The sequence below is a fragment of the Streptococcus infantis genome, from assembly GCF_019929575.1.
Classification (GTDB): Bacteria; Bacillota; Bacilli; order Lactobacillales; family Streptococcaceae; genus Streptococcus; species Streptococcus infantis_L.
The window spans coordinates 14,900-28,310 of the sequence record NZ_JAHZPU010000024.1 but is presented as its reverse complement, the minus strand read 5'-3'; the positions used below and the strand labels follow the sequence as shown (position 1 = coordinate 28,310).

The following is a 13,411-nucleotide window of genomic DNA, read 5'->3' as shown; positions in this document are numbered from 1 at the left end:
CAGCTCAAACAGCTTGAAAGATACTCGCTTAATCAGAGGAACAACTTTGTTGCACTTGACTTGACAATTGGGGAATATTTTCTTCCTATATTTCTAATGTGAAAATCTTTTTAGGAAAATTTCTATTATAGACATTTATCAAATATATCTTTATGATATAATGAAAGAAGAAAGTTGAAAGGAAATACCATGTCAAAAGAAGTTATTGTTGAAAGTTTTGAACTCGATCACACTATTGTCAAAGCACCTTATGTCCGTTTAATCGGAGAAGAAACAGGTCCTAAGGGAGATATCATTTCAAACTTTGATATTCGCTTGGTTCAACCAAACGAGGACTCAATCCCTACTGCTGGTCTTCATACGATAGAGCACCTCTTGGCCAAACTCATCCGTACTCGCATTGACGGGATGATTGATTGTTCACCATTTGGGTGTCGTACAGGTTTCCATATGATTATGTGGGGACGTCATACTAGCGCAGAAATCGCTGCTGTCATCAAGGATTCACTAAAGGAAATCGCTGAGACTACAACTTGGGAAGATGTCCCAGGAACTACCATTGAGTCTTGTGGTAACTACAAGGATCATAGTCTATTTTCAGCTAAGGAATGGGCAAAATTGATTCTTGAACAAGGAATCTCAGATGATGCCTTTGAGCGTCATGTCATTTAACACAAAAGAACCAGTTTTTTCAACTGGTTCCTTTTTTGATTCGCAAAACTTTGATTTAGGCTTTTTCTCTGATGACAAGTTCACCATCTTCCATATCAGCTTCTAGGTGTTTAGCATCCAAGTTATCCAAGTGGAAATCTGTGACTTTGTCACGGATTTGTTGTTCAACCACACGACGGAGTGGACGAACACCCATGACTTCATCGTAACCTTCTTCGGTCATGTATTCCTTGGCTGCATCACTTACTGTTAAGTCGATGTCTTTCTTAGCAAGCGTCTTATTAACTTCAGCTAACATCAAATCAACAATCTTAGAAAGGTCTTCCTTGCTCAAGTGTGAGAACTCGATCACTGCGTTAAAGCGGTTGAGGAATTCTGGACGGAAGTAAGGTTTCAAACGATCCATGAGTTCTGGTTTGTCTGCATCTTCTGTCAAGTTAGCTTCATAACCAAATCCTGCGTTTGAAGTTGCGATAATCACTGTATTCTTGAAGTTAACAGTATTCCCTTGACCATCAGTCAAACGACCGTCATCCAAGACTTGAAGGAGAAGGGTGATTACTTGTGGATCTGCCTTTTCAATCTCGTCAAGAAGGACGATAGAGTATGGATTGCGACGAACACGTTCCGTCAAGGTATTGTTGTTGTCATCGTAACCAACATAACCGGCAGTTGTACCAATTAATTTAGAAACAGCTGTGCGATCGCTGTATTCTGACATGTCCAAACGGATAATGGCATCTTTAGTACCAAACATATCAAGGGCCAATTGTTTAGCCAACTCAGTCTTACCGACACCAGTAGGTCCTACAAAGAGGAAGCTACCGATTGGACGGTTGCCTTCGTCAAAGCCTGCACGGTTCCGACGAATCGCTTTTGAAACAGCTTCAACGGCTTTGTCTTGACCGATAACTTTGGTTTGCAAACGATGACCCATATCTTTCAAACGTTCGATATCGGTTGCACCCATTTGTGATACTGGGATTCCAGTCATCCGTTCGACAGACTCAGCTACATCATTTACCGTTGCAGTTACCTTGTGATCTTCTGTATGGTTGGCAATTTTCTTTTCAAGTTCTTCGATACGAATTTTTGCATTTAATGCCGCTTCATAATCCTCTTTAGCAGCTGCAGCTTCTTGTTTAGCTTTTTCTTCTTCGATTTCATGCTCAACTGCATGTACATCTGTTACTGGGTGTTGAGCAGCCAAGTGAGCAGCTGTTACATCGACTAGGTCAATAGCCTTATCAGGCAAGCTACGTTGAGGAATATATTGTACTGAGTAATCAACAGCCGCTTTCAAGACTTCATCTGGCAAGACAACATTGTGGTGTTTTTCATAAAGGTCACGGATCCCTTGGAGAATCTTGAAGGTATCTTCAGCAGAAGGAGCATTGACCTTAACTTCGTTGAAACGACGAGCAAGGGCAGCGTTTTTCAAAATGGTGTTACGGTATTCATCTTGAGTTGTTGCACCAATTACTGTCAATTCACCACGCGATAGAGCAGGTTTCAAGATATCCGCAAGACCTTTAGAACCTTGACCATCACCTGTGCTACCTGCACCTAGGATTTGATGAATTTCATCGAAGAAGAGGATAATGTTTCCAGCTTCTTTAACCTCATTTACCAAGTTTTGAATGTTTTCTTCAAAGCTACCACGGTATTGAGTACCAGCTTCGAGACCTGAAATATCAATAGAAATAATTTCTTTATTCTTGATGGCTGCTGGAACATCACCATTCACGATAGCTTGAGCAAGACCTTCTACTACTGCTGTTTTACCAACACCAGCATCACCAACAAGAACAGGATTGTTCTTAGTACGGCGAGAAAGAATTTCAGAAGTTTCTTGAATCTCTTTATTACGTCCAATAACTGGATCCAACTTACCTTCACGAGCTTCTGATGTTAAGTTACGTCCAAGTTTTGCAAGAATCCCATCTTGTTTCATAGCTTTACCTTGAACGTACTGAGCTTGTTCACTTCCTTCGCTTGGAAGGTGACCTGTTTGACGGTAAATAGCGAATTCTTCAGGTGTTACTTCACGACCGTTAATCAAGTAACGACGGTTTTCTGAACTGTATCCACGCATACCACCCATCAATTGGTTAAATAAATCATCCATGTTGTTAAAATTATTAAAGTTGTTATTCATATTTCATACCTCGTTTGTTTTCAAAATTAGTTAGTCAAAATAATTTGACTTTCTCTGACCTTTGTTTTAAAAAATTTAGACTAGCTATTTGCTACTCTACGTATAATTTCAGGTTTTTCTTTATCCAATACAGGTTTTGTAATTGGACTTCTAAAAATACTAATGTTCATCATAGGTTGTACCTCTTTTCTAGGTTTTACCCATACTTTGATCTTAAGATAACATAAACAATCACCTTAAAATCAAGGATTTCTAAGGATTTCCTAATCCTTATGTTCTTAGTTTATCACTTTGGTCAGTAATAGTCAATAGATTTGACCAATTTTGACCAACTTTTTTAAAATTTTTTTTTATAGCAAAAAAACCAGTCAAAGTGACTGGTTTTGATTTACTATTTATGAATCTTAGCTCAATGCATCATCCATTGAAAGAACTTCGTGGAAGACACGTTGTGTCAATTCAGTTTTTTGTTCTGGAGTGAGGTACTTAGTATTTACACAGTATCCTGAGATACGTACGATTACGTCTTCACCTGACATGATCTTTTCGTAAACATCGTTCAAGTCCATAACGTTCAAGTTAACGTGTTGTCCACCGTTTTCGAAGTAACCATCAAGGATTGTTACCAAGTTATCAACTTGTTCGTCACGAGTTTTACCAAGAGCGCGAGGTGATACTTGAGTTGTCAATGAGATACCATCAGCTGCGTAACCAAAGTCAAGGCTAGCAAGTGAGTTCAAGTTTTGCAACCATCCACCTTTAGCTTTGTTAGATGGGTTAGCACCTGGTGAGAAGAATTCAAGTTTAGACAAGTTCACAGAACCATCTTCGTTGAGGTATACACCTTTGTGGACTGGTGAGTTACCAGTTTGTTTAGAGTAAGCAACGTTAGATGTGATTGTCAAAAGTGATACAGTAGCTTCTGCGTCTTTGTAAAGTTTGTGGCTACGTAGACGAGTTGTGTAAGCTTCGATCAACCATTCTGCCAATTCGTTTGAACGTGGGTCATCTTCACCCCAACGTGGGTATTCACCGATTGTTTCGTAATCGTAGATGTATCCATTTTCATCACGGATTGGTTTAACTGTAGCGTACTTGATAGCTGACAATGTATCAACAGTGTTAGCAAATCCACAAATACCGAATCCCATGTTAGCACGTTGTTTAGTTGGCAAGAAGGCCATTTGAACAGCTTCGTAGTTGTACTTATCAGTCATGTAGTGGATGATGTTCAAAGCATCTACGTAAGTGTCAGTCAACCAGTCAAGAGATTTTTCAAAGTTAGCTTTAACTGATTCGAATTCAAGGACTTCGTCACGGATTGGGTCGATGTCAAATACTTTGTAGTCTTTATGAACATCGTCGTAACCACCGTTCAAACCAGTAAGAAGAGCTTTAAGAACGTTAACGCGAGCACCGAAGTACTGGATGTTGTGACGTTGTTCTTCGTTTTCTGGGTCAAGTGGAGATACACAACATGAGATACAGCTCATTTCACCGTATCCGTCTTTAGCCATTGTTGTAACACCTTCGTATTGGATTGAAGAGTGTTTGTGGCTCATGTGCATACAATAGCGACGGAAGTTGTATGGCAATTTGTCAGTCCAAAGAACTGTCAAGTTTGGTTCTGGAGAGTTACCGATGTTGTCAAGAGTGTTCAAGAAACGGTAGTCCATCTTAGTAACACGGTGACGACCGTCGTTACCCATACCAGCCATAGATGTTGTGATGAAGGTTGGGTCACCTGAGTACAATTGGTCGTAAGCTTTTGTACGAGCAAATTTAACTGTACGAAGTTTCATAACGAAATCATCAACAAATTCTTGGATTTCTGATTCAGTAAATGTACCACGAGCAAGGTCACGTTCTGCAAAGATATCCAATACGATTGGCACACGTCCAAGAGATGTAGCCGCACCGTTGATAACACGGCAGACAGCCATAAAGGCAATGTTAACCCATTGGATAGCTTCTTTAACGTTCATCGCTGGTTTACGAACATCAACTCCGTAAAGGTCACCCAAGCGTACAACTTGTTGCAATGCTTGGTATTGAAGGTTTACTTCTTCACGAAGGCGGATTGTTTCTTCATCGATTTCTTTGATTGCATTCCAGTCGTTGACTTTTTCTTGCATCAAGTAGTCTGCTCCGTAAAGAGCAAGACGTGCATAAACACCGATGATACGTCCACGTGAGTATGCATCTGGAAGACCAGTTACAGTGTGAGCGTGGCGAGCACGACGGATGTTTGAAGTATAAGCACGGAAGATACCGTCGTTAACTGTTGTTACGTATTTAGTAAAGATTTCGTGAACAGCTGGATCTGGTTCGTATCCATTTTCTTTCAAAGTAGTTTCAGCCATACGGATACCACCTTTTGGCATGAAGTTCAATTTGAAGAGTTCATCATTTTGGATACCAAAGATAACTTCGTTTTCTTTGTCGATGAATCCTGCAGGGATATCAGCGATAGAAGTTGGACGAGTATCCATTGGGAAACGAGTTTCTTCGTAGTGTGCTTTAGTTTCTTCTACGATTTTTTTGATGTGGAGTGAACGTTCTGTTGGTCCTGCAAGGAAGCTTTCATCTCCATCATAAGGAGTGTAGTTTGCTTGTACAAAGCGTGATACACTTGCTTTTTCTTTCCAGTCAACACCTTTAAAGCCTTCCCAAGCTTTGTCAAAAATGTCCTGTGCTTCAACAACTGTCTTAACAACCATGTTAATGTCCTCTTTTTTCTTTCTAGTAACAGTCATCTGTTACATTCATGTATTCAGTATAACACACAGTAAACGATTTCAACAACTAAAAACTCACTTTTTTAACACTTTCTTTTCTAATACAGTTCAAAATATACCACAAACTGTATTATATTTTTGAAAGAGGTTATTTGATTTTCTTTTTTTCAGAAAAAGAGTATAATAAAATTAAACAAACTAGCACTGAGAGGTTTCTCCATGTTGATTTTTCCACTAATGAATGATTTATCTCGTAAAATCATCCATATTGATATGGATGCCTTTTTTGCTGCTGTTGAAATTCGAGACAATCCCAAACTTACAGGGAAACCAGTTATTATTGGTAGCGATCCTAGAAAAACAGGTGGTCGAGGAGTTGTTTCTACCTGTAGTTATGAAGCGCGAGTCTTTGGCATCCACTCAGCTATGAGTTCTAAAGAAGCCTATGAACGTTGCCCTCAAGCTGTTTTCATTTCTGGAAACTACGAAAAATATACTGCTGTCGGTCAACAGATTCGAGCTATTTTCAAACGTTATACGGATAATATCGAGCCTATGAGTATCGATGAAGCTTATCTAGACGTGACTGAAAACAAACTCGGTATCAAGTCAGCTGTTAAAATCGCTCGACTAATTCAACAAGATATTTGGCAAGAACTTCATCTGACCGCTTCTGCTGGTGTGTCTTATAATAAATTCTTAGCTAAAATAGCCAGCGATTACCAAAAACCTCGAGGTCTGACAGTTATTCTTCCTGATGAAGCTGAGGATTTTCTCAAACAAATGGATATCGCTAAATTCCACGGTGTAGGTAAGAAAACAGTTGAGAAATTGCATCAAATGGGGGTATTTACAGGTGCTGATCTTTTAAAAATTTCTGAAATTAGTCTCATTGATCGTTTTGGTCGACTCGGTTTTGACTTGTATCGCAAGGCTCGTGGCATTGATAATTCTCCCGTCAAATCCAATCGCATTCGTAAATCTATTGGAAAAGAAAAAACTTATAGTAAAATTCTCAATTTAGAAGAGGATATCAAAAAAGAGCTAACTCTCCTTTCGGAAAGAGTTGCCCTGAGTCTTCAAAAACATGAAAAATCTGGAAAGATTGTTATTTTAAAAATCCGCTATGCTGACTTTTCTACAATGACTAAGCGGAAAAGCTTATCTCAAAAGATCCAAGATGCTGAAACTATTTCACAAATGGCTATCCAACTTTACGAATCTCTGACAGATAAAGATAAAGACGTTCGCTTATTGGGTGTCACTGTGACTGGATTTTAAAACCTTGAAGGAAGCAGCTTCCCTCAAGGCTTTTTTCTTATACAAATAATCGAACGAAGCTATAAAGTAGTAAGACACTACCTAGGACAATACGGTATTTTCCAAACATTGTAAAGTCGTGTTTTTTTACATAGCTGGTCAAGAAACGAATGGCAACCATGCTGACTGCAAAAGCCACTACCATTGCTACCAAGAGCAAGAAGAATTGACCAAAACTCAGCACTTCTCCCGCTTTGATAAATTTAAAAATCTTCAAAGCACTGGCTCCAAACATAACTGGAATTCCTAGATAGAAGGTAAATTCTGTTACCACTGAACGACTAGTCCCATTTAACAAACCACCAACGATAGTGGCACCCGAACGGCTAGTCCCAGGTAAAAGAGCCAAGACTTGGAAAAGTCCGATATAGAGGGCCGTTTTATAAGGCAACTTGTCTAGCTCTGTGACTGTTGGCTCAATCGCTTGCGCTTTGTTACGTTTTTCAAGATAGATAAAGGCAACCCCATAAACAATCAACATAATGGCTACTGAAACCATATTGTGGAAATGGGTATCAAACCAGTCATCAAACTTAAAGACAAGGAGAAGAGGGAGAGTCGCAACAAATACTTTCGACCATAATTGCCAAGTTCTACGAACTTGAACTTTATCTTTCCCTGGTTTGAAAGGATTAAGTTTGTTAAAGTAGATAACCATAACGGCTAAGATTGCACCAAGTTGAATAACCACGTTAAACATAGACATAAAGGCTTCACTTTGGTCTTTATATTGGACAAATTCTTCCACTAGGATCAGGTGACCAGTACTTGAAATCGGCAACCACTCCGTTATTCCTTCAACAATCCCAAAAAAGATCGATTTTAAAATTTCAAAAAAATACATAGATTACTCCTTTTTCTACCCTCCATTATATCATACTTTTAAAGGCTGTGTTGAGTTTTCTTTAGAAAGCACCAACACTTCCACCACCGCCACCGCCTGAGAAACCACCACCAGAACTACCGCTTCCGGATGATACAGAAAAGGTACTTGCTGTATTTGCGACACTAGCATAATGGCTCATTTGTGCTGTTGAATGATAAAACATACTGTGCCAGCTATAAGCTACATAGAGATTGATATCTGGATTTTCTACTTGTATGTGATGAACCTTCATCAAATGACTGACCTTATCCGCATAGCCAAATAAGGTCGCATAGACTAAGAGGCGATTCCAGACCACAATACTTTCCAATTCAGCCTGATCCAGTCGTGCAATCTCACGCAACATATTTTCAAAGCTCGTCCAAAGATAATAGACCTCTGCTCCTGCTTCATTTAGGACACCATCACGATTATCTAGTCGAAGCTTCCAATAATAGAAAACAGCCAAAATTAAACCTAATGAGCCAAGTATTGGCAAGGGGAGATAAAGATAGCCATGAACGTCCAAACTGTACAAGAACAAACCAAATCCGATAATTAGTGAGAAAATAGTAGAAACACCCATACTCACTTGCAAGACCTTTTCCCCGCTAGTCAAGGGACGATAATAAGCTGGTAGCCCCAAGAAAGAGACTCGGTCCTTGACCCCTTCTTGCATCTCTTTCAATGCTCTTTCAAAAGAATATTTGAGCTTACGGCCTTTTGTTTGAATCCGTTTTTCATCAGTAGCTTTCGCTCCACGGTAAAGGCTCTCAGAGACCTTATAATCTGCAAACAAATCGGAAACAGCAACTTCTTTTTTACCTGAAAAGGCCAGATTGAGGCAGGTCCTCTCAAAGCTTGCCAAGCCATCTTCTTTTACTAACCTTAAAGCAACTACATCTCCTTCTGAAATAATAGAGACATTACCACGGTCGATTACATCTAGTAAGGTAGCCTGAATAAGCTGGTTGAAGGTGAATTTGCCTACTCCTTTGATTAGAGGACTCACTTCCTCCAAGGAGGTCGAGTAGACAGCCTCTGATAAAACCATAGGCTCTAATTCCATTGGTGGTTCGTAGAGACGATGATTTTTGGCATATTTGACTGAAGGAGTGGTTTTTCTTCTATAAATAAAATAGAAGCAGATACTCAATAACAAGGAGATGGAAAGTATTGAAGGAAACACCCAAGTAACGAGTTGTTTACTCTGCTCTTTTTCTCTAACAATCGACTCTTCTATCTTATTAAACTCTTCTAAACGATTCCCTTTTAAGCCCTGATCTGTAGCGCTAGCAAAATCAGTTCGAGGCCAGTAGGCATGCAACTCAACTCCGCGCTTAGACGGAAGATTGTCTAAGCGAATAGTATAGTCATGACCGCTCTGTTCAATCCTTCCCTCTCTATAAAGTTGACCTGTGTGGAAAAAGAGTTTTTCAGCCCCCTTCTCTCCGCTTACATGAAACTCAAACTTTTCAATAGATTCCGAACTGTCTGTTAAGGGTTGCCAATTTAATTCAGCGATATCATCATATAAGAAAAGAAGGTTTTTCAATTGCCAGGTAAGTTCCACTTCGACCCTGTCCCCTTCCTGACCTGGATTATAGACTTTAACAGTATAACCATTCGTTTCTTCTGTCACTTCGCTAGTAAGATTTTCGATTTTATGACCATTTTTAAAGGCCTCAACCATTGGATGAGGATCAATTTCAAATCCGTTAGGCATCTTGCCTGCACGACCAAGCCCCACGATTTGGCCATTAAAATCATCCTCGAACTGGTAAACTATCTTCTGCCTAAATTCCGCTGTATTATCTGCATGAATATACAGTTCTCCTCTGTAGGATGGAATGCTAAAATCCACGGCAAAAACCAGTTTGGGAACAATTATCAGACAAGTAAATACAAGTACTATTAACCATCTTTTTTTCATAATATAGCCTCTTTTGACCTTTTTCTCATTATATCATTTTTTTCTAAGTAAGGGTTTACTAGGATTGAAAAACTTGCTAATTTTCGATACAATAGAGAGAAGTCATTTTGAGACTAGAAATAGGAGAACACATGAAGAAATTATTCTTATCTATATTTACAGGTCTTGCATTAACCCTAGGCCTGATGAATACTGTCCAAGCTGATGAATATTTACGCATCGGGATGGAAGCAGCTTACGCTCCCTTCAACTGGACACAAGACGACGATAGCAACGGTGCTGTCAAGATTGACGGAACCAACCAGTACGCCAATGGTTATGACGTTCAGATTGCTAAGAAAATTGCTAAGGATTTAGGAAAAGAACCCCTCATCGTTAAGACAAAATGGGAAGGTCTGGTTCCAGCCCTTACTTCTGGAAAGATCGACATGATCATCGCTGGTATGAGTCCCACTGCTGAGCGTAAGCAAGAAATTGCTTTTTCAAGTAGCTACTACACTAGTGAACCCGTTCTTTTAGTTAAGAAAGACTCTACCTACGCCAACGCTGCAACCTTAAACGATTTTGATGGTGCTAAAATCACCTCTCAGCAAGGGGTTTACCTTTATGATTTGATTTCACAAATCCCAGGTGCTAAGAAAGAGACAGCCATGGGAGATTTCGCCCAAATGCGTCAAGCTCTTGAAGCTGGTGTTATTGATGCCTATGTTTCTGAACGACCAGAGGCCCTAACTGCCGAGTCAGCGAACGCTAAGTTCAAAATGATTCAGCCTGAACCTGGTTTTAAAACTGGAGAAGAAGATACTTCTATCGCTATCGGTCTTCGAAAGGATGACGAACGTATCAGTCAAATCAATGCTAGCATCGAAACCATCACTAAAGATGAGCAAGTTGCTCTCATGGATCGTATGATTAAGGAACAACCTGTTGAAGCTACCAGTAGCGAAGAACAAAGCAGCTTCTTTGCTCAAGTGGCAAAAATTCTTGCAGAAAACTGGCAACAACTCTTGCGAGGAGCTGGTGTCACACTTTTGATTTCCATCATCGGTACTATCACAGGTTTGGTTATTGGTCTAGCAATCGGTGTCTTCCGTACTGCTCCACTCTCTGAAAACAACTTTGTAGCAGTCTTGCAAAAAGCGCTTGGCTGGTTACTTAGTGTCTATATTGAAATCTTCCGTGGTACACCGATGATTGTACAATCTATGGTTATCTACTATGGAACTGCCCAAGCTTTTGGAATCAACCTAGACCGGACATTGGCTGCAATCTTTATCGTTTCTATCAACACTGGTGCCTACATGACAGAAATCGTCCGTGGTGGTATTCTGGCTGTTGACAAGGGACAATTTGAAGCGGCGACTGCACTTGGAATGACCCACAATCAAACCATGCGTAAGGTTGTCCTACCACAGGTCGTTCGCAACATTTTACCTGCGACTGGTAATGAATTTGTCATCAACATCAAGGATACTTCTGTATTGAACGTTATCTCGGTTGTGGAGCTTTACTTCTCAGGAAATACGGTAGCAACCCAAACCTACCAATACTTCCAAACCTTTACCATTATCGCTGTTATCTACTTTGTCCTCACCTTTACCGTAACCCGTATCTTGCGCTTTATCGAACGTAGCATGGATATGGATACCTATACAACAGGTGCTAATCAAATGCAAACGGAGGATTTGAAATAATGAATCAACCAATCCTTGAAATCAAACACCTCAAAAAATCCTTCGGACAAAATGAGGTTTTAAAAGATATTTCCCTTACTGTTCATAAAGGTGAGGTTATTTCTATCATCGGAAATTCAGGTAGTGGTAAATCCACTTTCCTACGTTCGATCAACCTACTAGAAATACCGACCGAGGGAGAAATCCTCTATCACGGAGAAAATGTTCTTGAAAAAGGTTATAATCTTACTCATTATCGAGAAAAACTGGGGATGGTTTTCCAATCCTTTAACCTCTTTGAAAACCTCAATGTTCTTGAAAACACCATTGTAGCGCAAACAGCTGTACTCAAGCGTGAACGTGCAGAAGCTGAAAAAATTGCCAAAGAAAATCTTGAAAAAGTAGGAATGGGAGAACGCTACTGGCAAGCTAAGCCAAAACAACTGTCTGGCGGTCAAAAACAACGAGTCGCCATTGCTCGTGCCCTTTCTATGAATCCCGATGCCATCCTTTTTGATGAACCGACATCTGCTCTTGACCCTGAAATGGTTGGAGAAGTTCTTAAAATCATGCAAGATTTGGCTCAAGAAGGTTTGACTATGATTGTCGTAACTCACGAAATGGAGTTCGCCCGAGACGTTTCAAATCGTGTCATCTTTATGGACAAGGGTGTTATTGCTGAAGAAGGAAATCCTGAAGATCTCTTTACGAATCCTAAAGAAGAGCGTACAAGAGAGTTTCTACAACGCTATCTTGGATAAGAAAAAGCTGCAAGAAAGCAGCTTTTTTTATTATCCATAAAAATGAAAAGGCAGACTCCTTTTAAGAATCTGCCTGTATCCAAAGACTAATCTTCAAATTTTTCATGATTTTTATCATAGAAATCAATTAAGCCAAGGGCTGTCTCGAAGGAAATATTTTTAACTTTTGCACGTCCTTGAGCTAAAGCAATGATAGACATCTCACGTGCATTGGTTTCCTTAGAAATACGATAGCCTGTGATTTTCTTATCACGAACCCAGCCAACAACTGATTCTACTTTTTCAAAGTTAGACTTAGCCATGTTGTTCTCCTATTTTTTTCTTTGCGTTCTTTAATTGTAAACGTTTTTGGAACATTTGTCAAAAAATAAACACATTAAGATTACAATTATTTGGCTTTCAAAGCCGAAAGTATATGGGTTCGTATATCTTCAACTCCATTAGGATTTGCTGGCAAGAATATTGTATTATTTCCATCTTTTTCAGCAAAATTATTCAATGTGTCTAAATACTGGTTAGTTAACAAGATTGACATTATTTGCTCTTCAGTTAATTCAACATTAGCCCCCTTTAACTCTTTAATAGAATCAGCAAGTCCATCAACAATTGCTTTTCGTTGCTCTGCGATCCCCACACCATGTAGGCGATCCTTTTCTGCCTCTGCTTCGGCCGCTGTTACGATTTTAATTTTATCTGCTTCGGCCAATTCTTGTGCCGCTACTCTCTTACGTTGAGCAGCATTGATTTCATTCATTGATTGCTTGACTTCCGCATCCGGCTCTACTTTGGTAATGAGCGTTTTGACGATAATGTACCCATACGTTGACATTTCTTCCGCTACTTGTTTTTGAACTTCTAATGCAATTTCATCCTTTTTCTCAAACAATTCATCCAAAGTTAACTTAGGAACTGATGAGCGCAATGCATCTTCAATATAAGATTTGATTTGAGCTTCAGGTCTCATTAGTTTATAGTAAGCATCTGTAACATTTTGTTCATTTACTCGGTACTGTGTCGCAACATTCATCGTCACAAATACATTATCTTGAGTCTTGGTCTCCACAACGATTTCACTTTGCAAGAGACGTAGTTGTACACGAGCTGCAATTTTATCAATCCCAAATGGTGCTCTTAGGTGAATACCACTATTGCTCAACTTTTGATACTTACCAAATCGTTCAATGATAGCTACTGATTGTTGTCGAACAACATAGATTGAGCTCATTAGTATAGCTCCTACAATAAGCATTAGAATAATTAGAACAAGTATAAGTTTTAAAACCATGGGAAT

General features: G+C 39.5%; 10 protein-coding genes. 4 read left to right on the top strand and 6 right to left on the bottom strand.

The features are described 5' to 3' along the window. Window positions 1-189 precede the first annotated feature (189 nt). Entirely contained in the window at window positions 190-672 is a 483-nt protein-coding gene (locus K1I67_RS07675; RefSeq protein WP_000032544.1) for an S-ribosylhomocysteine lyase, read from the top strand. Between the two features lie 55 nt (window positions 673-727). Here K1I67_RS07675 and K1I67_RS07670 read toward each other — a convergent pair whose 3' ends face one another. Together K1I67_RS07670 and pflB are read right to left on the bottom strand one after the other, a co-directional pair. Further along, window positions 728-2,830, bottom strand: a complete 2,103-nt coding sequence (locus K1I67_RS07670) for an AAA family ATPase (protein WP_223339490.1) — start codon at window positions 2,828-2,830, stop codon at window positions 728-730. Window positions 2,831-3,234: 404 nt separating this feature from the next. Beyond that, window positions 3,235-5,550, bottom strand: a complete 2,316-nt coding sequence (gene pflB / locus K1I67_RS07665; RefSeq protein ID WP_075227578.1) for a formate C-acetyltransferase — start codon at window positions 5,548-5,550, stop codon at window positions 3,235-3,237. Window positions 5,551-5,787: 237 nt separating this feature from the next. Between pflB and dinB the strand changes: the two genes are divergently transcribed. Continuing rightward, window positions 5,788-6,849 (top strand): DNA polymerase IV, encoded by a 1,062-nt coding sequence (gene dinB, locus K1I67_RS07660; RefSeq protein WP_223339489.1) that lies wholly within the window; start codon window positions 5,788-5,790, stop codon window positions 6,847-6,849. A gap of 37 nt (window positions 6,850-6,886) precedes the next feature. Here dinB and K1I67_RS07655 read toward each other — a convergent pair whose 3' ends face one another. After that, the gene (locus K1I67_RS07655; RefSeq protein ID WP_223339488.1) at window positions 6,887-7,732 is read right to left on the bottom strand and encodes an undecaprenyl-diphosphate phosphatase; all 846 of its coding nucleotides are present in this window, start codon (window positions 7,730-7,732) and stop codon (window positions 6,887-6,889) included. 61 nt (window positions 7,733-7,793) lie between these two features. Next, the gene (locus tag K1I67_RS07650) at window positions 7,794-9,686 is read right to left on the bottom strand and encodes a DUF2207 domain-containing protein (protein WP_223339487.1); all 1,893 of its coding nucleotides are present in this window, start codon (window positions 9,684-9,686) and stop codon (window positions 7,794-7,796) included. A gap of 131 nt (window positions 9,687-9,817) precedes the next feature. On the opposite strand from K1I67_RS07650, the gene K1I67_RS07645 reads away from it, so the two are divergent. Next, window positions 9,818-11,380: an ABC transporter substrate-binding protein/permease gene (locus K1I67_RS07645; protein WP_223339486.1), complete on the top strand. Its 1,563-nt coding sequence runs from the start codon at window positions 9,818-9,820 to the stop codon at window positions 11,378-11,380. Beyond that, complete coding sequence (locus tag K1I67_RS07640) at window positions 11,380-12,120, top strand: amino acid ABC transporter ATP-binding protein (protein ID WP_223339485.1); 741 nt, start codon at window positions 11,380-11,382, stop codon at window positions 12,118-12,120. Before K1I67_RS07645 ends, K1I67_RS07640 begins: the two co-directional genes overlap by 1 nt. An 86-nt stretch (window positions 12,121-12,206) precedes the next feature. Here K1I67_RS07640 and K1I67_RS07635 read toward each other — a convergent pair whose 3' ends face one another. Next, the gene (locus K1I67_RS07635) at window positions 12,207-12,422 is read right to left on the bottom strand and encodes a capsule biosynthesis transcriptional regulator (RefSeq protein ID WP_001130035.1); all 216 of its coding nucleotides are present in this window, start codon (window positions 12,420-12,422) and stop codon (window positions 12,207-12,209) included. Window positions 12,423-12,508: 86 nt separating this feature from the next. Further along, window positions 12,509-13,405, bottom strand: a complete 897-nt coding sequence (locus tag K1I67_RS07630) for an SPFH domain-containing protein (protein ID WP_223339484.1) — start codon at window positions 13,403-13,405, stop codon at window positions 12,509-12,511. Window positions 13,406-13,411 lie beyond the last annotated feature (6 nt).